22 protein-coding genes are annotated in these 21,143 nt (G+C 66.0%); 7 read left to right on the top strand and 15 right to left on the bottom strand.

Annotation, left to right across the window (positions count from 1 at the left end; translation table 11 throughout):
- Nucleotides 1-9: 9 nt before the first annotated feature.
- From JQ586_RS07610 to JQ586_RS07575, 8 genes are all read right to left on the bottom strand, one after another.
- A complete protein-coding gene (locus JQ586_RS07610) occupies nucleotides 10-1,209 on the bottom strand; it encodes an ABC transporter substrate-binding protein (RefSeq protein ID WP_212393914.1) in 1,200 nt (399 codons plus the stop codon).
- Between the two features lie 168 nt (nucleotides 1,210-1,377).
- Nucleotides 1,378-3,318: a DEAD/DEAH box helicase gene (locus JQ586_RS07605; RefSeq protein WP_212393913.1), complete on the bottom strand. Its 1,941-nt coding sequence runs from the start codon at nucleotides 3,316-3,318 to the stop codon at nucleotides 1,378-1,380.
- 126 nt (nucleotides 3,319-3,444) lie between these two features.
- Nucleotides 3,445-4,017 (bottom strand): GNAT family N-acetyltransferase, encoded by a 573-nt coding sequence (locus tag JQ586_RS07600; RefSeq protein WP_212394122.1) that lies wholly within the window; start codon nucleotides 4,015-4,017, stop codon nucleotides 3,445-3,447.
- Nucleotides 4,017-4,832 (bottom strand): ABC transporter ATP-binding protein, encoded by an 816-nt coding sequence (locus JQ586_RS07595; protein WP_212393912.1) that lies wholly within the window; start codon nucleotides 4,830-4,832, stop codon nucleotides 4,017-4,019. Before JQ586_RS07595 ends, JQ586_RS07600 begins: the two co-directional genes overlap by 1 nt.
- Nucleotides 4,833-4,846: 14 nt before the next feature.
- Nucleotides 4,847-5,644: an ABC transporter permease gene (locus JQ586_RS07590; RefSeq protein ID WP_249147395.1), complete on the bottom strand. Its 798-nt coding sequence runs from the start codon at nucleotides 5,642-5,644 to the stop codon at nucleotides 4,847-4,849.
- A 21-nt stretch (nucleotides 5,645-5,665) separates the two neighbouring features.
- The gene (locus tag JQ586_RS07585) at nucleotides 5,666-7,108 is read right to left on the bottom strand and encodes a phenylacetate--CoA ligase family protein (RefSeq protein WP_212393911.1); all 1,443 of its coding nucleotides are present in this window, start codon (nucleotides 7,106-7,108) and stop codon (nucleotides 5,666-5,668) included.
- Nucleotides 7,109-7,274: 166 nt separating this feature from the next.
- A complete protein-coding gene (locus JQ586_RS07580) occupies nucleotides 7,275-7,622 on the bottom strand; it encodes a hypothetical protein (RefSeq protein ID WP_212393910.1) in 348 nt (115 codons plus the stop codon).
- Nucleotides 7,623-7,970: 348 nt separating this feature from the next.
- Complete coding sequence (locus JQ586_RS07575; protein ID WP_212393909.1) at nucleotides 7,971-8,180, bottom strand: CGNR zinc finger domain-containing protein; 210 nt, start codon at nucleotides 8,178-8,180, stop codon at nucleotides 7,971-7,973.
- A gap of 135 nt (nucleotides 8,181-8,315) precedes the next feature.
- Between JQ586_RS07575 and JQ586_RS07570 the strand changes: the two genes are divergently transcribed.
- The 4 genes from JQ586_RS07570 to JQ586_RS07555 all read left to right on the top strand — a co-directional run bounded on the left by JQ586_RS07570 (nucleotide 8,316) and on the right by JQ586_RS07555 (nucleotide 11,102).
- On the top strand, nucleotides 8,316-9,011 hold the full coding sequence (locus JQ586_RS07570; protein WP_212393908.1) for an alpha/beta fold hydrolase: 696 nt from the start codon (nucleotides 8,316-8,318) through the stop codon (nucleotides 9,009-9,011).
- Between the two features lie 33 nt (nucleotides 9,012-9,044).
- The gene (locus JQ586_RS07565) at nucleotides 9,045-9,644 is read left to right on the top strand and encodes a TMEM175 family protein (RefSeq protein WP_212393907.1); all 600 of its coding nucleotides are present in this window, start codon (nucleotides 9,045-9,047) and stop codon (nucleotides 9,642-9,644) included.
- 45 nt (nucleotides 9,645-9,689) lie between these two features.
- Entirely contained in the window at nucleotides 9,690-10,544 is an 855-nt protein-coding gene (locus JQ586_RS07560; RefSeq protein WP_212393906.1) for an alpha/beta fold hydrolase, read from the top strand.
- A gap of 108 nt (nucleotides 10,545-10,652) precedes the next feature.
- Complete coding sequence (locus JQ586_RS07555; protein ID WP_212393905.1) at nucleotides 10,653-11,102, top strand: tautomerase family protein; 450 nt, start codon at nucleotides 10,653-10,655, stop codon at nucleotides 11,100-11,102.
- Between the two features lie 15 nt (nucleotides 11,103-11,117).
- Here the strand turns inward: JQ586_RS07555 and JQ586_RS07550 are convergent, their stop codons facing one another.
- Nucleotides 11,118-12,419, bottom strand: coding sequence for a sorbosone dehydrogenase family protein (locus tag JQ586_RS07550; protein WP_212393904.1), 1,302 nt, complete (start codon nucleotides 12,417-12,419; stop codon nucleotides 11,118-11,120).
- 443 nt (nucleotides 12,420-12,862) lie between these two features.
- Here JQ586_RS07550 and JQ586_RS07545 point away from each other — a divergent pair, with 443 nt between their 5' ends.
- Nucleotides 12,863-13,144, top strand: coding sequence for a hypothetical protein (locus tag JQ586_RS07545; RefSeq protein WP_212393903.1), 282 nt, complete (start codon nucleotides 12,863-12,865; stop codon nucleotides 13,142-13,144).
- A 70-nt stretch (nucleotides 13,145-13,214) separates the two neighbouring features.
- Here the strand turns inward: JQ586_RS07545 and glf are convergent, their stop codons facing one another.
- Complete coding sequence (gene glf, locus JQ586_RS07540; RefSeq protein ID WP_212393902.1) at nucleotides 13,215-14,426, bottom strand: UDP-galactopyranose mutase; 1,212 nt, start codon at nucleotides 14,424-14,426, stop codon at nucleotides 13,215-13,217.
- Nucleotides 14,427-14,638: 212 nt separating this feature from the next.
- Here glf and JQ586_RS07535 point away from each other — a divergent pair, with 212 nt between their 5' ends.
- Together JQ586_RS07535 and JQ586_RS07530 are read left to right on the top strand one after the other, a co-directional pair.
- Nucleotides 14,639-15,880: a hypothetical protein gene (locus JQ586_RS07535; RefSeq protein ID WP_212393901.1), complete on the top strand. Its 1,242-nt coding sequence runs from the start codon at nucleotides 14,639-14,641 to the stop codon at nucleotides 15,878-15,880.
- Nucleotides 15,881-15,953: 73 nt separating this feature from the next.
- On the top strand, nucleotides 15,954-17,087 hold the full coding sequence (locus tag JQ586_RS07530) for a caspase family protein (protein WP_212393900.1): 1,134 nt from the start codon (nucleotides 15,954-15,956) through the stop codon (nucleotides 17,085-17,087).
- A 30-nt stretch (nucleotides 17,088-17,117) separates the two neighbouring features.
- Here JQ586_RS07530 and JQ586_RS07525 read toward each other — a convergent pair whose 3' ends face one another.
- The 5 genes from JQ586_RS07525 to JQ586_RS07505 all read right to left on the bottom strand — a co-directional run bounded on the left by JQ586_RS07525 (nucleotide 17,118) and on the right by JQ586_RS07505 (nucleotide 21,142).
- Nucleotides 17,118-17,666 carry a DUF488 family protein gene (locus tag JQ586_RS07525; RefSeq protein WP_212393899.1) on the bottom strand — a complete coding sequence of 183 codons (549 nt, stop codon included), beginning with the start codon at nucleotides 17,664-17,666 and terminating at the stop codon, nucleotides 17,118-17,120.
- Nucleotides 17,667-17,678: 12 nt separating this feature from the next.
- Nucleotides 17,679-17,888: a DUF2945 domain-containing protein gene (locus tag JQ586_RS07520; protein WP_212393898.1), complete on the bottom strand. Its 210-nt coding sequence runs from the start codon at nucleotides 17,886-17,888 to the stop codon at nucleotides 17,679-17,681.
- A 136-nt stretch (nucleotides 17,889-18,024) separates the two neighbouring features.
- The gene (locus JQ586_RS07515) at nucleotides 18,025-18,891 is read right to left on the bottom strand and encodes an HlyD family secretion protein (protein WP_212393897.1); all 867 of its coding nucleotides are present in this window, start codon (nucleotides 18,889-18,891) and stop codon (nucleotides 18,025-18,027) included.
- Nucleotides 18,888-19,094: a DUF1656 domain-containing protein gene (locus tag JQ586_RS07510; protein WP_212393896.1), complete on the bottom strand. Its 207-nt coding sequence runs from the start codon at nucleotides 19,092-19,094 to the stop codon at nucleotides 18,888-18,890. Before JQ586_RS07510 ends, JQ586_RS07515 begins: the two co-directional genes overlap by 4 nt.
- On the bottom strand, nucleotides 19,091-21,142 hold the full coding sequence (locus JQ586_RS07505) for an FUSC family protein (protein WP_212393895.1): 2,052 nt from the start codon (nucleotides 21,140-21,142) through the stop codon (nucleotides 19,091-19,093). The genes JQ586_RS07510 and JQ586_RS07505 overlap by 4 nt, the downstream gene beginning before the upstream one ends.
- Nucleotide 21,143: the final 1 nt, after the last annotated feature.

Raw genomic sequence — 21,143 nt, 5'->3', positions numbered from 1 at the left:
CGACCGATCCTACTTCTTCAACAGCGGGCACTTGGACTCCGATACCGGCCGGAACGCGTCCTCGCCCTTCACCGTCTTGACGATATCGAGATAGTCCCACGGCTCCTTGGACTGCTCGGGCGTCTTCACTTTGGCCAGATACATGTCACGGATGACGCGGCCGTCCTCGCGCAGCCTGCCGCCATGCACGAAGGTGTCCTCGATCGGCAGTTCGCGCATCTTGGCCATCACTTTCTGCGGATCATCGGTGCCGGCGGCCTTGATCGCCTTCAGATAGTGCAGCACGGAACCATAGACGCCGGTCTGGATCATGGTCGGCATCACCTTGGTGCGCTCGTAGAACTTCCGCGACCAGGCCCGGGTGGCGTCGTCCATGTTCCAGTACGAGGCCGTGGTCATGTAGGTGCCCTGCGCGGCCTTCAGCCCGATCGCATGAACGTCGGTGTCGAACATCAGGAGGCCCACCAGCTTCTGCCCGCCCTGCACCAGGCCGAACTCGCCGGACTGCTTGATCGCGTTGTCGGTGTCCTGCCCGGCATTGGCGAACGCCACCACGTCGGCCTTCGAGCTCTGCGCCTGCAGCGCGAAGGAGGAGAAGTCGGCGGTGTTGGTCGGATGCCGGACACTGCCGAGCACCTTGCCGCCCATCTCCTGGATGAACCGCGTGGCGTCCTTCTCGAGCTGCTGGCCGAAGGCATAGTCGGCCGTGATGAAATACCAGGACTTGCCGCCCTCCTGGATCACGGCCGATGCCGTGACCTTCGACAGCGCGTAGGTGTCGTAGGTGAAATGCACGGTGTTCGGGCTGCACAGCTCGTCCGTCAGGGAGCTCGCGCCGGGCCCCGACAACAGCGCGATCTTGTTGCGTTCGCGCACGATGTTGTGAACCGCGATCGCAATGCCGGAGTTCGGGATGTCGGCGACCGCGTCGACCTTGCCGTTGTCGAACCAGCCGCGAACGATCTGGACGCCGACATCGGTCTTCATCTGATGGTCGGCCGAGATGATCTCGATCGGCTTGCCGAGCACGGTGGACCCGAATTCCTCGACCGCCATCTTGGCGGCTTCGACCGAGCCCGGCCCGGAATTGTCGCGGCCCCAGCTCGACAGGTCGGTCAGCACTCCGATCCGCACCACGTCATCGGAAATCTGTGCATGTGCAGCCGACGTCAGGGCTGCGAGAACTGCCAGTGCCAGAAAATGCCTCATCGGCTCCTCTCCCAAAGCTCCGCTCTGCGGCGGATTTCATGATCCGGCGTCAATTAGATATTAACAAACTAGTTTGTCAATAGCGAATTCGGCGGACGACGAGCATCCATGCCCCGGGGCTGGTGGCCACGGGCGCAAGCCGCGCTGGAATTGCGTGGTGGCGGCGGATCAGCCGCGGCGCTTCTTCTTGAGCTTTTTGCCGAATGCGCCCTTCACGGGCGGCGCATGACCGGACTTGTTGCGATGTTTCTTCCTGGTCTTGAAGTCCGGCTCGGCCGCGAATTTCGCCCCGCCCTTGCGGTGCGGCTTGCTGCGATGATCCTGCCGCGTGTCGTCACGCGCCTCATCGCGCCGCGGCAGCTTGTGACCGGGGTCGCCGGCATCGCGCCATGCTGCGCGCGAGGCCGCGTGCGAGGGCTTGTCCGAAGGTCCATGACCTGAGGGCGCGCCTGACAGCGGCTCGATGCGGATGCTGTCCTCCTTGTCCGGACGCCGGATCTTGACGGCGAAGGAGTCGGCGACGCGCTCGGCGACCTCGAACTCGGTGGTGGTGTCCATGATCCTGATGGCGCCGATGTCGCGCCTGTCGATGCCGCCGCGACGACAGATCATCGGCAGCAGCCAGCGGGCCTCGGCATTCTTTCGCCGTCCGATCGCGGCGCGGAACCAGACGCTGGCCTCCGCCATGCCGTGACGCGACGTGGATTTGCCCGGCTTCGACCGCGGCCCGGCGGCACGATCGTCGCGGCGCGATGCGCTGTCGCGGCCGCGTTCGTCGCGATCGCGGCCCCTTCCCTCGCCGGGATCGAGAATGTCTTCGGGCGACGGCAGCCGCGCGCGATAGAGCCGCGCGAGCGCCGCGGCGATGGTCTCGGGCGACCGCTCGGCGAGCAATGCCTGCGCGAGGACCAGATCATCCGGCGTCGATTCCTCGGTGAACACCGCATCCCGCAACAGGCGCTCGTGATCGAGCTTGCGGATTTCGTCGGCCTGCGGCGCAGTGCCCCAGATGACATCGATGCCAGCCAGATTCAGCAGCAGCTCCGCACGCCGCTTTCGCGCCGGCGGCACCAACAGGATGCTGACGCCCTTGCGGCCCGCCCGGCCGGTGCGGCCCGAGCGATGCTGCATCACCTCCGGGTCCTTCGGCAGATCCGCATGAATGACGAGATCGAGGTTCGGCAGGTCGATGCCGCGCGCCGCCACGTCGGTCGCCACGCAGACCCGCGAACGGCCATCACGCAATGCCTGCAGCGCCTGGGTCCGCTCGTTCTGGGTCATTTCGCCTGACAGGGCGGCCACGGAAAAGCCGCGCTCCAGCAGCGCCGCCTGCAAATGCCTGACGGCTTCCCGCGTGTTGCAGAACACCAGCGCGCTCGGTGATTCAAAGAAGCGCAACACGTTGACGACCGCGTGTTCGGCATCTTCAGGGGCGATCCGGATGGCGCGGTACTCGATATCGGCATGACCACCTTCGTCGCCCGCGACCTCGATCCGGAAGGCGTGCTGCTGATACTGCTTGGCCAGCGCGACGATGCCGCGCGGAAACGTCGCCGAGAACAACAGCGTGCGTCGCGTGTCCGGCGTGGTCTCGAGGATGAATTCCATATCCTCGCGAAAGCCGAGATTGAGCATTTCATCGGCCTCGTCGAGCACGACGGCCTTCAGGCCGGAGATGTCGAGATGGCCGCGGCGCAGATGATCGCACAACCGGCCAGGCGTCCCGACGACGATGTGAGCTCCCGCGGCAAGCTCGCGCTGCTCGCGACGCGGGTCCATGCCGCCGACGCAGCAGACGACGCGCCCGTCCGCATATTGATAAAGCCACGCCAGCTCGCGCTGGACTTGCAGTGCGAGTTCGCGGGTCGGCGCGACGATCAGCGCCAGCGGTGCGGCAGCCGGTTCGAACCGCTGGTCGCTGCCCAGAAGACCCGTCGCGATGGCAAGGCCATAGGCGACCGTCTTGCCCGACCCGGTCTGGGCCGAAACGAGCAGGTCGCGGTCGATGGCCTCATCCGCCAGCACGGCGGTCTGAACGGGGGTTGGCTGATGATAGCTGCGCTCGGCCAAGGCTCGGGCGAGCGGCGCACTAGTGGTCGGGAATGTCACAGGATGGAAACCTTGGGTTGGTTCAGGCGCAGGAGGCGGCACGGCCGCGCGTGGCGATCTGATGCGTGCTGCTTTACGCCAAGCGAGCGCAAATCGCCATGCCTGCAGGAGCAGAAACAGGGAGAATCAGGCCGGCTGTCCGATCGCGGCCTCACCTTTCGCGATTCCGTCGATGAGTCGCAGCAGCCGTGATGATGGCGGGGAGCTCGCAGCAATCAACCCGCGCGCGCCGCTCAGCGCATCCGGCACCAGTTCGCAGGCCAGCAGGCGATCCCGCTGATACGGACCGGGCATGCGGAGCGCACCGGTCGTCTGCGCCGAGAAGCCGAAACGGCTGTAATAGGCAGCATCGCCGACGAGCACCACGGCACGATGGCCGAGCGCGCGGGCCTTGGACAACGCGTGCCCCATCAGCGCGGCGCCGATGCCGAGCCGTCTCGCGTCGGCGGCCACCGCGAGCGGACCGAGCAGCAGGCAGGTGTGGCCGGTCGCGGTGACGACGGGCCACAGCCGCAGCGTACCGACGAGGCGGCCGGCCAGATGCGCGACGAAAGCAAGGCCCGGCGCGGGCTTGCGTCCCTCGCGCAACCGCTCCGAGGTCTTGGCGAAGCGGCCGGGACCAAAGGCGGCATCGAGCAGGCTTTCGCGACCTGCGATGTCGGAGCGGCATTCGCGCCGGATCCTGATCCGCGCCGGCATCACGCGACCCTCGCCAGGTGGATGAAGACCTCGTCGAGATCGCGGCACTTGAAGCGTTCGGCAAGCTCGCGCGGGCGGCCCATCGCAACGACTCGACCGTGGCTCATGATCACGACGAAGTCGCAGAGCTGCTCGACCTCCGGCATGTTGTGCGAGGACAACAGGATGGTGGCGCCGCGGCGCCGCTGGTAGTCGCGGAGCCGGCCGCGCACCCATTCGGCGCGATCGGGATCGAGCGAGGCCGTCGGCTCGTCGAGCAGCAGCACGTCGGGATCGTTGATCAGCGCCTTTGCCACGGCAACGCGGGTCTTCTGCCCGGCGGAGAGCCGCCCGGTGGCGCGGTCGGCCACATCGCCGAGCCCGAACTCCTCGATCAGCTCGGCGATGCGCGTCTTGAGATCCGGCACGCCATAGAGCCGTCCGAACACCATCAGATTCTCCCGCACCGTGAGCCGTCCCGGCAGCGCGACGTACGGACTTTCAAAGTTCATCCTGCTCAGCACCTTGTGGCGATCCTTCGCCATGTCGCAGCCGAGCACCATGGCGCGGCCGAAGGTCGGGACCACCAGGCCCATGATCATGGCGATGGTGGTGGTCTTGCCCGCGCCGTTGCCGCCGAGCAGGCCGACGGTCCAGCCCTTCGGCACGATGAAGTTCACGTCGTCGACGGCCCAATGCGTGCGATACTTCTTGCAAAGGTCTTCGACCGCGATGGCCGGCACCTCGTCGGCGTCGCTGCGCGCGGGCGAATTGCCCGGTGCCGGAATTCCGGTCGCGGGGTGTTTGCCGGGAATCAGTTGCGCGATGCGGGTCATGGAAAATCCTCCCCTTACTCGCCCATCGTGAGCAGGCCGCCTTTATGGCGGGCGCTCTGCAGCAGGAGGACGAATGTTGTGAAGCCAATTCCGAGATAGACGGCATTGAGGGCCAGGCACGCGATCATCAGGTCGGTGCGGAAAACGCCATGGATCAGCATGGCCCGCATTCCCTCGAACACGTAGGTCGGCGTCAGCGACCAGGCGACGGGATGCAGCCAGAGCGGCAAGGCCTCGACCGGATAGTAGACGCAGCACAGCGGCAGCAGCACGATCATGATCGAATAGGCGAGGCTCTCCGCGCCAAGGCCCTGACGGATCACGAGGCCTGCGACGACGAGGCCGATCGCCCAGCCCGTCAGCACCAGGTTGAGGAAGAACACGAGCAGCCCGGGTCCGAGTGCGTAGATGTTGAAGCCGAACAGCAGAAGCGTCAGCAGGGTCACCGGGATGGTGCCGATCAGGAGCCGGATCAGGCTCATCAGCATCAGCGATGCCGCGAGCTCGGCCGGCTTCAGCGGCGACATCATCAGGTTGGCGAGATTGCGCGACCAGATCTCCTCCAGGAAGGTGAAGGTGAAGCCGAGCTGGCCGCGGAACAGCACGTCCCAGAGCAGGACCGCGCCGAGCAGCAGGCCGGCCGTATCGGCCATCGCCGACCTGCTCTGGTACAGATAGGTGTAGAGGAAACCCCACACCATCATCTGCATCGCCGGCCAGTAGACGATCTCGAGCAGCCTCAGCCACGACGAACGCAGGATGTAGTAGTAGCGCGCCGTCATGGCCGCGATTCGGTTCAGCGACTGGTTCATGGCACCCACCCCTGCCTCGAGCTAGGCCATCTCGCGGCGGATCGGGCGGCGCTTGCCGGGCCGCGGCGGGAAGACGTCGAGTGCATTTGCCTCGACCCGGACCGGATGCTCGAGGCAGGCCGCAAGCAGATCCTCCAGGTGCGCGACCGCGCCGCGCAGCCGCTGTAACGGCGTATCGGCGCTGAGCACGACGCGGGCCTCGACCAGATCGACGTCACGCTGCACGATCTCGAACTGCGCCAGATTGAGGTTGCAGTCGAACATCCAGCGATAGGTGGCGTCCAGAATGCTGCCGGCCGGCACCTTGCGGCCGTCGCGGTTGACGAATGCATCGTTGAGCCGGCCGTCGATGCTGGCGATCTGCGACCAGTTGATGTCGGACGCAGCCGGCTTGACCGGCTGCGTGATGTAATCGCCCTGCACGTAGCGGATGAACGGCATCGCTTCGTTGAGCAGATTGGTGATCACGGCGATGCCGGACTGGCCCGGAGCCTGCGGCTCCATCGTGACGGGATCGAGCACGTCGAGATGTACGGTGTCCTCGCAGACGTAGTACTGGCCGTCGGGCATCTCGAGCGCAATACGCGTCGCCTCCTCGGAGGAGTATTCATCGAGCACGGGCACGCCGAGCTGCCGCGACCATTCCTCACGGGCGGTGCGCGACGAGTATTCCGAATGCGTCACCGCGAGATTGAGCGAGGCGCTGAACTCGTCGACATGCGGCATCAGCGCATCGAGGCTCGACGGATAGAGCGAGAGGATCTTCGGCCCGAGATAGCGCAGGTGCTGGGCAACCCGCGCCGGCGGGATCAGGTTCGAGATGAAGGCGGTCGGATACTTGCCGCCGATCGAGTCGAACCACCACGGCACCGTGTAGACATGGGCGAGCAGATCCTCCGCACGGTAATTGCCGCCGCTCTGCATCGCGAACTGGCGGACGCCCTGGATGGTGTCGGTGATGATGGCGTCATAGTCGACCCGGATCAGCAGCGTCTGGCCGGACGAGCCTGACGAGCGCGTCGGGAACAGGTCTTCCGGCTTGTACGCCCGGTTGACGCAACGATCGGGAAACGCTGCGACCAGCTCCGGCTTGGTGATGACGGGAATCTTCTGGATGTCGTCGTAATCGCGCAGATGCGACGGCTTGAAGCCGGCCGCATCATATTTGGCGCGGTAGACCGGGATGTCGCGATAGGCGAGCTCGACCAGTTCCTTGATGCGCGCGAACTGCCGCGCGCGGATCTCGCAGACCGGCAAATAGGGATGGTTCAGGCATTCGCCGAGATAGTTCTCGGTGGCAGCGACCAGCTCGGGCGCCGCATCATCGGAGGGCTGAAAATCGGGGCGCGTATGCTCCGTCTCCCAGAACTGGCGCTGCGGCGCATCCGCGCCATCGCTGGCAGCGGGAACCAGAGAAGCCTGGTTGCCGTCATCGGAAACGAGAGTCGCAAGAGAGGTATCCATCGTCAGCTCCATGATCGTGGGGCCGCGAGGACCGCCCCTTCATGGTGCTATCGTTGCCTCTCCGCGTTCACTCTCGCCGTGACAAGGATCACACGCGCGAATCCGGATTGCGTTGATGCGCAGGGCGGAAAACGCCTGCGCCAATCCGCGTTGCGTCACGCCTGGCTCACTTTGCCTTGAGCGCCTTGTCGCGCGCATCGAGTGCCGATGCCATCAGCTTCGGCAGTTGCCGCGCATATGTTTCGATGAAGGTGGCATCGCCGCAGGCCGCCGGGTCGCCGGCGGCTTCCTCCGCGATGCGCGCCGCCTTGGCCTCGCACTTCGCGAACATGTGCCAGAACCAGTCCGCATTGTTGTCGAGCGCAGCCTTGTTCTTCTTGATGACGGCGGCCCCGACCGCGCTCATCGCGTTGACGGCGCCCGCGCTCAGTGTGCTGATGGCGTGCGGGTTCAGAATATCTTCGCGCTCCAGCGCCTGGGGCTTGGTCGCGGTCGTTCGTCCTTTGGCCGGCATGCTGAGGCTCCTCGTGGATCCTGATGGCGTGCGCGAGCATCGGCGCAGGAGGTTGATGAACGCTCAAGGGACATGGTTGAAAAGCGTTTTGGATTTCATTCCGGTTTTAAGCGCTTCGGAACTATCGGGCCCGCATGGGTTCCGGTTCCACCGCAGCCGGTCCGCGCCGTGCGAACCGGCGCCGCTACTTGCTCCATTTCGCCTTCTTGATCCGGCCCTTGCCGCCGCATTTCTTGCACGGCTCCGGATAGATCCGCCGCCCCGGCTCGCTAGGCTGCCTCACCTCGGGATAACCGGTCCCGTTGCACGCGTCGCATTTCACTTCGTCTGAAACAAGGTGCTTCACCATCACCACGCCCCCTGGAAGCAAGCGACGCCCGTCGCGGGATGGATACGCATCACCGGGCAAGGCGGTTTCGACCGCATAGCTGCACTGCCGGGATCGACGGGCTCGCCGCACCAGCGCCGCGCGCGGGCGCGGGTGTGATCGACGAAGACGAGCGTACCGTCCGGACCTTCGCACGGCCTGATGTCCGAGAGGCTTTCCTCGCAGACCATGACGGCGCTCGACCTCGCCACAAATAACCGGATGAACTCCCGTTGACAAGTTACGCGCAGCGAGCCATAGGCTTCGTAACCTGACAAGCGACATTAATACGGTTACGGCCGGCAGCCAAAATCAGGAAGCGGACAATGGCGATCGAGGATCTCGGCGTGGTGCTTGCGCATGGTGCATGGGCGGATGGTTCGAGCTGGGCGCGCGTGATCACCGCGCTCGATGCCGAAGGCATCAAGGCCGTGGCGGCGCCGCTGCCGCTGACCTCGCTGGCCGACGATGTCGCGGCGCTGAACCGAGCGCTGGAACGCGTCGAGGGTGACATCGTGCTGACCGGCCATGCCTATGCCGGCGCCGTGATCGCGGAAGCACCTTCGCCACGGGTCAAGGCGCTGGTCTATGTCGCGGCGCTCGCGCCGGACGAAGGCGAGACGGTCGCCGAGATGTTCTATCGCTCGCCGCCGCATCCGTTCGCACCCAAGCTCGCGCCCGATGCCAGCGGGCTGATCTGGCTGCCCGAGTCCGCCTTCGCATCGGCCTTCGCGCAATGCGCGAGGACGCAGGACCTCGCGGTGCTGGCAGCGGTGCAGCGGCCGATCTCGCCGGCCTGCATCACGGTGCCGGTCGGCCGTCCGCGCTGGAAGGACGTTCCAAGCTGGTTCCTGGTCGCCGAGGACGACCGGATGATCGCACCCGGGACCCAGCGCTTCATGGCCGCGCGGATGCAGGCCACCGTCCGGTCACACCCCGTCGATCACACCCCGCTCGTGTCGGCGCCGGCATCGGTCGCCGACATCATCAAGGACGCGATCCACCGCGTTACACTGGACTGAACGGTTTGCGCAATTCAGGACAGGAGAGCTGCCATGAACGAGAAGCAGGTGTCGGCCGACCGGCTCGGCGCGTTTTCCGACGCCGTGATCGCAGTGATCATCACGGTGATGGTGCTCGAGTTGAAGCCGCCGGACGGCTCGGCGCTCGCCGACCTGCTGCCGCTGTGGCCGACCGCGATCAGCTACGCGGCGAGCTACCTCTTCATCGCGGTAATCTGGGTCAATCACCATCATTTGCTGCACCTCGTTCGGCAACCGACGCCGCGCCTGATCTGGCTGAACTTCGCGCATCTCTTCGCCGTCTCGCTGCTGCCGTTTGCGACCGCCTGGGTCGCGCGATCGCACATGGCGGCGGCACCGGTCGTCGTCTATGCGGTGATCTTCCTCCTGATCGATCTCGCCTATCTCGCCTTCGAGCGCGCAGTGCTGCAGCAGGCCGACCAGACCGTGATCTCGCCGCGGGCGCGGACATTGGCGCAGCGAAGGACATTGCTCGCGGTGCTCGTCTTCGCTGCCGGCGCCGCGATCGCACCGTTCATTCCGCTCGCGGGTTTCGCCACCGTCTGTTGCGCGCTGCTGCTCTATCTCAAGCCCGAGATGTTCAGCCGGCATACCAAGCAAGCCAATTCCTGACCGTCCCGAACCTCGCCGCCGAACCACGATCACAAGGAGTGACAGATGTCAGAGGTCAAATACCGCTTTGCCGACGTCGATGGTTTCACGGTGTTCTATCGCGAGGCCGGATCGCCAGGCGCACCGAAGCTGCTGTTGCTGCACGGCTTCCCGAGCGCGGGGCACATGTTCCGCGATCTGATCCCGCAGCTCGCCGACAGATTCCACATCGTGGCACCCGATCTTCCCGGCTTCGGCCAGTCGGACATGCCGGCGCGGGACAAATTCAAATACACGTTCGACGCTATCGCCGGCGTAATCGATCGCTTCACCGAGGTGATCGGATTCGACCGCTTCGCAATCTACGTCTTCGACTATGGCGCGCCCACCGGCTTCCGCCTGGCCCTGAAGCATCCGGAGCGGATCACCGCCGTCATCTCGCAGAACGGCAATGCCTATGAGGAAGGCCTGAGCGACGGCTGGACTCCGATCCGCGCCTATTGGCAGGACCCGTCGCCTGCGAACCGCGACGCCCTGCGCGCCTTCCTCTCGCCGCAAACCACGCGCTGGCAATACACCCACGGCGTCGCCGATCCGGAGAGCGTGTCACCGGACGGCCAGAACCTCGACAACTACTACATGGCGCGTCCGGGCGCCCATGACGTGCAGCTCGATCTGTTCGGCGACTACAAGAGCAACGTCGCGCTCTATCCGGCATTCCAGAATTATTTCCGCACCCGTCAGCCGCCGTTGCTGGCGATATGGGGCAGGAACGATCCGTTCTTCCTGCCGCCCGGTGCCGAGGCGTTCAAGCGCGACAATCCGCGCGCGATGGTCCGCTTGCTCGACACGGGCCACTTCGCACTGGAAACCCACGCCGCCGAGATTGCGCAGGCGATCCGCGAGTTTCTGCCCCGCTGACGCCGCAGATGGGATCGCTCGTGCCGGGCGATGCCATGCTCTTGACGGCGACGAATTCGGGCCGATGCTGGGGATGGACGGCCAAATCCCAGCAGTGAGGTCACGCCGATGCCGACCTATTATTGCACCAGCGCGCAGGGGCGCCTCAGCGCGGAGCAGAAGAGCAGGATTGCAGGTGAAATCACCCGGATCCACTCCGAGGTGACGGGCGCGCCCAGTTACTTTGCGCAGGTCATCTTCAACGAGGTCGCGCCCGGCAACTGGTTCATGGGCGGCGCCCCGGTCGCCCACGACCACATCTTCGTCTATGGCCACATCCGATCAGGCCGCGCGACGGTCGACAAGACGCGGATGATCCGCCTGATGGCCGATGCCGTCGCGCTGGCCGCCGATGTCGACGGCAAGCGCGCGGTCTGGGTTTACCTCAACGAGCTGCAGCCGCGCCTGATGATCGAGTTCGGCCACGTACTGCCCGAGCCCGGCGACGAGCCGGCGTGGACCGACGCTCTGCCGCAGGCCGACCGCAGCTTCATGCAATCGATCGGGAGGCGGCGCTGAGCTTCGCGTAACGTCTTAAGCCCCCGTCACGCGCCAGATCACGTTGCCGACGTCGTCGGCCACCAGCAGCGAGCGGTCGGGGCCGAGAGCGACGCCGACCGGGCGGCCGTAGGAGAACTTCTCGTCGGGCGCGAGGAAGCCCGAGAGGATGTCGCGCGGGGGCCCTGAGGGACGTCCCTGCTCGAATGGCACGAACACCACCTTGTAGCCCGACAGCGTCGAACGATTCCACGAGCCGTGCTGGCCGATCGCCATGCCGTCCGGAAAGCCCGGCAGCGTGCCCGAAGGCATCCAGCACAGCCCGAGCGAGGCGGTGTGGCCGCCGAGCGCGTAGTCCGGCCGGATCGCGCTGGCGACCATCGCCGGATCCTGCGGCACGCGATCGTCCACCGTCTGACCCCAGTAGCAATAGGGCCAGCCGTAGAAGCCGCCGTCGCGCACCGAGGTCAGATAGTCGGGCGGCGTCTCGTCGCCGATGCCGTCGCGCTCGTTGACGACGGTCCAGAGTACGTTGCTGTTCGGCTCCCACGCCAGCCCCACGGGATTGCGCAGACCGCCGGCGAAGATGCGGCTGGTGCCGGCAACGAGATCGAGTTCGTAGATCGCAGCGCGCCCCTCTTCGACCTCCATGCCCATCTCGGCGATGTTGGATAGCGAGCCGACGCCGGCATAGAGTTTTGTACCGTCGGCGTTCGGCAGCAGGCTTCGGGTCCAGTGCCCGGCGGGCTTGAAGGTGACGAGCGTGCGTCCCGGCGCAGTGATGCCGTCAGCGCCGGCGACATAGGGAAATGCGACGACACCGTCGGTGTTGCCGACATAGAAGGTGTCGCCGATCAGCGCCATGCCGAATGGCTGGCTGAGCCCTTCCATGAAGGCGCCGCGCGTCTCGGCGACGCCGTCGCCATCGCGATCGCGCAGCAGCGTGATGCGGTTGGCGCTGATGCCGAGCGCCGCGGCGCGCCGCATCGTCGCCTGCATCGCGTAGTGGAAGACGGTGCGCGGCGTGCCCGCGATCTGCGTCGACTCGGCGATCAGCACATCGCCGTTGGGCAGCACGTTGATCCAGCGCGGATGGTCGAGATCCGTCGCAAATGCATTAACCTTAAGCCCGGGCGCCGCGGTCGGCTTCTCGCCCTTGTTCCAGCCCCTCGCCGTCGGCATCTTCAACGTCGGGATCGCACCTTGCGATTTTGCCGCCGGAATCCGCGGCGCGGAGCCCCAGGCGGGGTTGGGCTGCTCGCCCTGCATTTTCCGCCATGCCAGCGCGCCAGCGCCGATCCCTGCGACGACGCGCGCGAAAATGCCGGACATGCTCATGAATTGTCTCCAGTTTGTTGGCGCACGATCCGGCGCAGCTTGGGTGGACGCTCCCGGCAACCGCCGCCCTCCGGGGCCGGAGAGCATCCGCATTGGCGCCGACGCTGATGACAGTAGTTATACTATCTTAGCATCATCCTCCGAATCGAGCACATTGGAGCCTGGCGTTCTCCAGAGCGCTTCCTCCCTGAAACCTTTGCCCGCCCGGTCGGCGGGCTTCTTTTCCGAAAAGCACCACGCGCGGACATGCAGGCCGAGCCGTTATATCCGATACGGCATAGCGGGCCGGCGCAGGACGCAATGCTCGTTTGCCGATCCCCGCGCCGCAGTTCGCGCCCGTTCCCGCAGCAGAACTTCCCGATCACATCGCATTCACGTTGACCGGAAGCCGGGAACGCTCCTCTGCGGCGGTTGTTGGTCGCGACACAGCAAGGAGCTTGTGAATGCAGAAGATCAAAATCCTGTCTCTGGTCGCAGCCGCGCTGCTCGCAACGACGGCGGGCGCCTCGGCACAAGGCTATTACTATCAGTACGGCAATCCGGGTTGGCGAAATGCCGGACCACGCTATGAGCCGGTCCAGCCGGGCGCGATGTATTATCCGGCCCGGCCGGGCTGGTATGGTTTGAACGGCGCCAACCACCCGGAGCCGAGTTCGTCGCAGGGTGATGTCGGACCTGAAGGCAACAACAACGGCACGCTGACCGGCATCTACCGGCAGTGGTAAGGCAGGCAAGCGCAAAGGCCCATCGTCCGGTCCGGACGGTGGGCCTTTTGACGTTTGCTCGAGGCCGGGATCAGGCCGATAACGGAGACAGGGCTGGGCCGTGCGTGGCCGCGTCGCGCTGACGCGCACCCTGGAAGAACGGCTCGACTTCGTGCTCGAACGTCTTCAGTGCGGCCCCGATCGCCTGATGCATGTCGAGATATTTGTAGGAGCCGAGCCTGCCGCCGAAGATCACGTTCGGATGCGAGGCGGTCATGGCGTGATAGGAGGCGAGCATGGCGCGGTCGGCGGCGGTGTTGATCGGGTAATAAGGCTCGTCGTCGCGGCCGGCGAAGCGGGAATACTCCCGGTAGATCGTCGTCCGCGGCGCATGGCTGCGCTCCGGGTGCAGATGGCGGAACTCGTGGATGCGGGTGAACGGCACGTCGGCATCGGCGTAGTTGATGACGGCGGCGCCCTGGAAGTCGGCGACGTCGTGCACCTCGCGCGCGAGGTCGACCGTGCGCCAGCCAAGATGGCCGCAGCGATACTCGAAGAAGCGGTCGATCGCTCCGGTGTAAATGACGAGCTGTCGCGGCGTGATGCGATCGGCCATGCCGAAATAGTCGACGCCGAGCCGGACGGAGATTCTGGGATGGCTGAGCATCCGGCGGAATATCGCGGTGTAACCGTCGACCGGCATGCCCTCGTAGCGGTCGGCGAAATAGCGGTCGTCGAAGGTGAAGCGGACCGGCAGGCGGCCGATGATGTCGGCCGAGAGCTCGCGCGGATCGGTCTGCCACTGCTTCCTCGTATAGCCGCGGATCAGCAGATCGTAGAGCGTGCGGCCGACCGAGGCGATCGCCTTGTCCTCGAGGTTGCGGACGTCGGATGCGCCGTGCGCTTCGGTGTGGGCCCGGGCCTCGGCCGCGATCATCTCGCGCGCCTCTTGCGGCGTCATGATCCGGCCGAACGCGGCGCAGACCGTCGCGAGATTGATCGGCATCGAATAGACGCGGCCGTTCGCAACCGTGAAGACGCGATGTCGGTAGTCGGTGAAGTCGGTAAAGCGGTGCAGATAGCGCCACACCACTTCCGAGTTGGTGTGGAAGATGTGGGTGCCGTAGCGGTGCACCTCGACGCCGCTCTCGGGATCTACCTCCGAATAGGCGTTGCCGCCGATATGCTGGCGACGGTCGAGCACGCAGACGTTCCTGCCGAGCCGGTTCGCCACCTGCTCGGCGATGACAGCGCCGAAGAAGCCCGCGCCCACCACGACGACGTCGAAATGATCAAGCTGCATGTGGCTCCGACCCCGCACGCCGGTCCGGGCGGTGGCCCGCCACGACATCCCGACGGAGCTTCAACGGCGTGGCGGCCGACTTCGGGCGGAGAATTTGGTTAAGCGACGGATAATTTCGTGCCCGGAACGGCGACCTCGCCCGTTCAACGAACAGCATGCGCGGATATTGCCCGCGCGCGAACCAACAGCAACAAGCGGCGAGGTTTTTCCATATGTCCGTGATCTGCGTCCTCTACTCAAGCCACACGACCTACGATTCGCTCCGCGGCATCCTGGCGATGGCCGCCGCCGAGTTCGACCGGCTCGGGCACGAGGTGCAGATGGTCGATCTTCTGGCCCCCGATTTTGGCGCCCGGATCAACGCCCTGTTGCCGCGGAAGGCCGAGACGATGGCGATCGGCTTCTCCGGCATCGGGCTCGAAATCCACACCAAGGACGGCCAGTTGCTGTGGGACGTGGCACAGATCCCCGTCTTCACCTGGTTCTGCGATCACCCCTGCTATTTTGCGCGGCGGCATACGCTCCAGAGCCGCTATGCCGTGCACGGCTACGTGTTTCCGGACCATGCCGCGTTCAACCGCGACCATTTGCGAACCGGCGCCGTGTTCGCGACCCATATGGGCATTCCCGATCCCGGCTTCTTTGGCGGCATGCCGCCCGACAAGCGCAACGGCCGGCTGGTGTTCGCCAAGTCGGGCTGGAATCCGGCGGAACTGGAACGCACCTACCGCAAGACGCTGCCGCCGAAGCTGTTCGCCATCCTGTTCGACGCGATCGCTGAAGCGCAGGGCAAGTTCTGCAGCACGTTTCCCGAGATCATCCGCACGGTTGCCGCCGAGCATCTGGTCTACCTGACGCCGGGCGGCGACGTGTTCAACGCGATCCTCACGCGGCTCGACAACTACACGCGCGCGGTACGCACCTGCGAGGTCGGCGCCGCGCTCGCCGACTACCCCGTCGATATCATCGGCGGCGGCTGGGAGCACCTCGACTGCACCGGACGGCAGGCGCGCAAGCTCGGCGCGATGACGTTCGACGCGATGCGCGAGGGTCTCGGCAGCTACCTCGGGGCCGTCTCGCTCAATCCCAATGTCGATCAGTCGGTGCACGACCGCGTGTTCTTTGCACTCAGCGCCGGCACCGTGCCGGTGTTCGACGCCAACAGCTTCTCGACGACGCACATGCCGCACCTCGCCCCCTACACGTTCGGCCAGCAAGGCACGGCCAGCGTCGCCGCCGCGGTCGAGGCACTGCTGGCCGATCCCGTAGCCGCCCGGCTGGCAAACGCGGCGACCTTCAACGAACTCTATCCGCGCTTCTCGATGAGCCGCTCGATGCAGGATATCCACGAGATCACGATGACGATCGCGGGCGTCCCGGGCACCAGGCTGCTGCCAGCGGAGCCGGCGCCTCCGAACGTCTGGGCGCCGACGGCGAAGCGGGCGGTGGCCTGACACACCCCCATTTCCATGGCTGGTTCGCGCCGGCTGCTGTACCATATGCCCGTCACGTCCGATCGGGCACAGCATGAACCGCCGCGAGTTTGTTTCGGGATTGGCCGTCGTCGCGACGCTTGCCGGCTCCGCATCGGCCGCAGCCGACGGGAAGCGGGTCGCGCTGGTGATCGGTAACGGCGCCTACAGAAGCGTGCCGGCGCTGCCCAATCCGCCCAATGACGCCGCCGACGTCGCCGCGGCGCTGAAGCGCCTCGGCTTTGCCGTAACCTTCATCGCCAACGGCACCTTCGACGAGATGCGCCGCAGCCTGATCGCGCTCGGCCGCGATGCCGCCGGCGCCGGCATGGCCGCGGTGTATTTCGCCGGCCACGGCATGGAGATCAACGGCGAGAACTGGCTGATCCCGGTCGATGCCGAACTTAAGCGCGATACCGATGCGGCGAACGAGGCCGTCAGCCTGCAGAGCGTGATGCTGCAGGTCTCCTCGACCACGAGCCTCGGCCTCGTCATCCTCGATGCCTGCCGCAACAATCCGTTCGCTGCGAAGATGAACCGCGCGCTCGCAACGCGCGCGGCGCCGACCAGTGGCCTCGGCCGGATCGAGCCGGTCGGCAACGTGCTGGTCGCCTACGCCGCGCGCGACGGCACCACCGCGCTCGACGGCGACGGCCGCAACAGCCCGTTCACCGCGGCCCTGCTGCGCAACATCGCAACGCCGGGTGTCGAGGTCACATTCATGTTCCGCAACGTCCGCGACGACGTGATGGAGGCGACACGGAACGAGCAGCAGCCGTTCGTCTACGGCTCGCTGTCGCGCAAGGCGATCTATCTTGCGGGCCTGCCGCCGGCCGGCGAAGCGAACGCGGCGCAGGCCAATGCGATGCCCGTACCGGTCGCGCCTGTTGTCGCCGCCATCGACCCGGCACTGGTCGGCACCTGGGAGATCATGGTGCCGAGCGGCCATCGCCAGTCACGCTGGATCTGGCAGATCATGGGCGACGGCACCTACAGGTTCCACGCCGAAGGCGGCTCCGCGCGACCGCATGAGGGCACGGTCACCTTCGCGAATGGCCACTGGGCGCTGCACGCGCTCAAGGGGCTGCCGGGAGACTACAGAGACGGCGGATCCTACGAAGTCCACGACACCATTGCCGTGATCACCGGCAAGCTCGGCACGGGCTACTGGAGACGGAGCGTGGAGTGAGGCGGGCCGCCGCGTGGCGGCCACGCACCGTCATGAACCCAACGTACCGGCGTCCGGATAGAGCACTGTGCCATCGTCCTGAACGACGGCACCTTCGGTCAGACGGGCGGACTCCAGGCGCCCAGGCCCCATGATGTGGACGACAGTTTCCCCGGACGCGATCAGGTAATCGGCGACGATGCGGCGATGGCAGCGCCACCACACCGCTTCCGAACACATGATCGCGCAGCGACGCGCGTGCCCTTCCTCGCGCAGGTGCCTTAGCCCGGCGTGAAACTGCGCCGACAATGCGTAATCGGCGTAGTTGTGAAAGCTCTCATTGGTCCAGAAGGCGTTGACGGAAGCGGGCAGGCTCCGCGCCTTGCCGCGCAGGCCGCCGAGATCGGCCATGTGCTCATACGAGACACCGAATGCCGCCAGCGCGTCGGGAAGCGTGTCCTTGTTGAACTGCGGGTTGGCTCTCGACTTCGGCACCGTTCTGATGTCGACGACGCGCTCGATCGCCGGTCCGGCCAGAAGCGCGACGAAATCCTCGAGGCCTCGGTTGGAGTGGCCGATGGTGAAGAACGGAAGCGTCACGCACCGCGTTCGCTAAACGAGGTGAAGGGCGCTGCCCTTGTGGGCCGCGACATGGTCGGTCTTGTCGCTCCTGATCTCATATTGCGGATCGGCCTCCGAGGCACGGTGCGTATGCCCCTTGTAGTCGAAATCGCTGGTGTGCACGGCGATGATGGTCCCCGAGACACGGCCGGCCTCGGAATTCCAGCCGACATGATCGCCGATCTTGAACCTCTTGGCCATAGTGAGGCGTCCTTCGGGCGCGGATTGCTGGCCGGCGCGGAACGGTGGCTGGAGAATCCAACGGTCCGCGATTCAAACGATCTGGTGTCTGCGAGGTTCCCGCGCGTGGTCCTGACGGGTCGCGCCCTTTGCCCGGTTATTTCAGCACCTCGACGGTGGCGGAACGGCCGGCCACCAGAGCGACGTTGTCGGGCACCGGGTCGAGTGCGATGCGCACCGGCACGCGCTGTGCGAGGCGCACCCAGCTGAAGGTCGGATTGACGTTGGCGAGGAGACTGGCGCCTTCGCCGCGATCGCGATCCTCGATACCGGCCGCGATGCTCTCGACATGGCCGGTAAGCCGGACCGGCTCGCCCATCAGGCGGACCTCCGCCTTGTCGCCGACATGGATGCGCGCCAGCTTGGTTTCCTCGAAATAGCCCTCCACATGCAGCGTATCGGTGTCAACCAGGGCCATCACGCCCTTGCCCGCGGTGACGTAGGCGCCGGGGCGCAGATCCATGTTGGTGATGGTGCCGTTCACCGACGCGTGCACCTCGCTGCGATCGAGGTTGAGCTGGGCCACCGCGCGATCGGCAACGGCCTGGTCATAGGCCGCCTTGGCCTGGAGCTGCGTCGCCAGGATCTGTTCCTGCTTCTGCTGCGACACCGCATCCGTGGTCAGCGAACTGTAGCGCTTCAGGTCGGAATTGGCCTGATCCAGCGTCGCCTTGTGACCGGCGACCGCCGCGTCGGCAGTTTGCAGCGCCAGCGCGAAGCGTGCGCGATCGATGCGGAACAGGACATCGCCGCGATGGACCTTCTGGTTGTCCTTGACCAGCACGTCGGTGACGAAGCCGGACACGTCGGGCGCGACCTGGATCACGTCGGCACGGACCCGGCCGTCGCGCGTCCATGGCGACTCCATGTAGTAGATCCAAAGCCCGCGCGCGACGGCGAGCGCCGCGACGATTGCGACGAGTGTCACGGCAACGCGGCCAAGCCAGGCCAAAGTCCCCTTCATGGCAGAAACTCCGAGAGATAGACGACGACGCCCAGCAGGCAGACATAGAGGGCGAAATTGAACAATGCGCGGTGCCAGACCAGCCGGTAGAGGCCGAAGCGCTGCATGATCCTTGTCACGACCACGCTCAGCGCATAGGCCACGATCAGCCACAGCAGCAGCGCCGGGACGAGGACACCGTAGATGTCGAGCTCAAACCTCATGCTGCAAAGCTCTCCTCCGGCCGCGACTGGTACGCCGGTGCATCTGGAAACAGGCCGCGGCGGATGCCGACGAGGCCGAGCAGTGCGTCGTCCCGCGCGCGCTCGTTGGGATCCTTGACTGCCGCGGCCACCGCCGCGTCGATGCGCGACAGCAACGCGACCGGCATTGCCCGGTCGCTATGGGCGCGAAACGCCGCCGCGAGATCGTCCAGCATGGCATCGATGGCAATCACGGTCGATGCGGCAAGGCCGTAGCGGGCGCGCCTGAGGTCGATGATGTTGAGCCCGACGCGAAGCTGGGTCAGGCTGTCGGCATCGCGGCGGTCGCTTTCGGAGATGAAGGCGATGCGCTGCACCAGCAGTCCGAGCCGATGCAGCATCAGCCCGGCAAACTGAGCGCGATCGCCGCGGCCACGGCGCTCGGCGGCGACCGCGAGCTCCTGCCAGCTCGATTGCATCAGGCGCCTGGCGATCCATTCGGCGCCGACGCCGCGCGCGACCCGCGTCACGATCTCGGCGATGACGATGCCGAGGAAGAAGGCGACGGAAGAATTGGCAAAGCCGGCAAAATCCGCGCTGTAGGTCGATTGCAGCGCAAGCAGGGTCGCGGTGTTGACGGCGAGCGCCGAGCCGATCGGTTGGGTCGCCGGCCGTGCGATCAGAAAGCCGTAGAGCAGGAAGGTCGGCGCCAGCGCGGCGATCAGGACCTCGATATGGGAGATGCCGGGCACCAGCGCGAACTGATAGATTGCAACGACGACGATCGCGACCAGCGAGAACAGACCGAACGCCCGGATGCCGCGCGCCGGCTCGTCCTGCGCGGCGAAGAAGGAGCAGGCGACCGCCGCCATCATCGGCGCCGAGGCGCCGTCCGCCCAGCCGGTCGCGATCCACAGCGCGCAGCAGATCAGGATGGCGACCACGGCGCCTGCGGCCGACCACAGCGCCATGCCGTGATCGCGGTGGCGCACCGGCGCTGCCCCGGACTCCGGATGGAACGCCAGCGCGACGGTGGAGATATCCCTGCCCGCGGCGATCGCATCGCCAATCGCGCGGCAGTCGGCCGAGATGTCGACGAGGTCGCGCAAGCGCAGCAGCAAACTGATGGTGATGATGCGCTCGCGCGCAGCGAAGCCGTCGAGCGCCGAGTGCCGCTCGGCGATCGCGGCGCGGATCAGGTCGCCGGATTGCCGGATGCGATCCTCGTCCACGATCCATTCGGCGATCTCGCCAAGCAGGCGCCGCAGCTCCGGCCGCTTTTGCAGCGTCGCCTCGCCGAGCGCGGCGAGCCGATCCTCGATCGACGTCATCACCGGCAGCAGCATCAGCATGCGCAGCCGGATCTCGGAGAGGCCGCGCACGGCGCCGGCGTCGGCCAGCCGGTCATAGCCGAGATGGGTCGAGAGCGTATCGATCTCGACGATATCGGTCGCAAGACGCAGGCGCTGGGCCCGGCGCGCCTTCTCCGTTCCGCTCTGCAGCAGCACATCGCGGGACAGACCGCGCGCATCCGTGAGCCACTTCCTGACGCGGCCGCGGACGGCCGGCCCGACGCTGCGCGGAAACGCCACCGTCGACACCAGGCTCGCACAGATGATGCCGAGCGAGATTTCCTCGACCCGCGCCAGCGCGATATCGAAGATGCTGCCCGGCGCGGACACCGACGGAAAGCCGATCAGCGCCACGGTATATCCGGCCAGCATGAAGACGTAGCTGCGTGGCGTGCCGTCGAGCAGCGACAGATAGAGGCAGAGCCCGACCCAGAGCGCGATCGCAAGGCACAGCAGCTCCGGCGCATCGACCAGGTTCGGCACCATGGCGACGGTCATGATCGCGCCGACCCACGTGCCGACGAGGCGGAAGAAGGCCTTCGAGCTGGTCGCGCCGGCCAGCGGCTGGGACGCGATATAGACCGTCGCCATCGCCCAGTAGGGCCGCGGCAGATCGATCGCCATCGCGAAGACGAGCGCCAGTATCGACGCGGCGAACGTCTTCAAGGCAAAGATCAGGTCCGCGTGGCGTACCAGGAACGGCTCTTGCGCGCGCATC

This window comes from Bradyrhizobium jicamae, from assembly GCF_018130215.1.
In the GTDB taxonomy this organism is placed as follows: domain Bacteria; phylum Pseudomonadota; class Alphaproteobacteria; order Rhizobiales; family Xanthobacteraceae; genus Bradyrhizobium; species Bradyrhizobium jicamae_A.
This window is presented reverse-complemented; position numbering and strand designations above follow the sequence as displayed.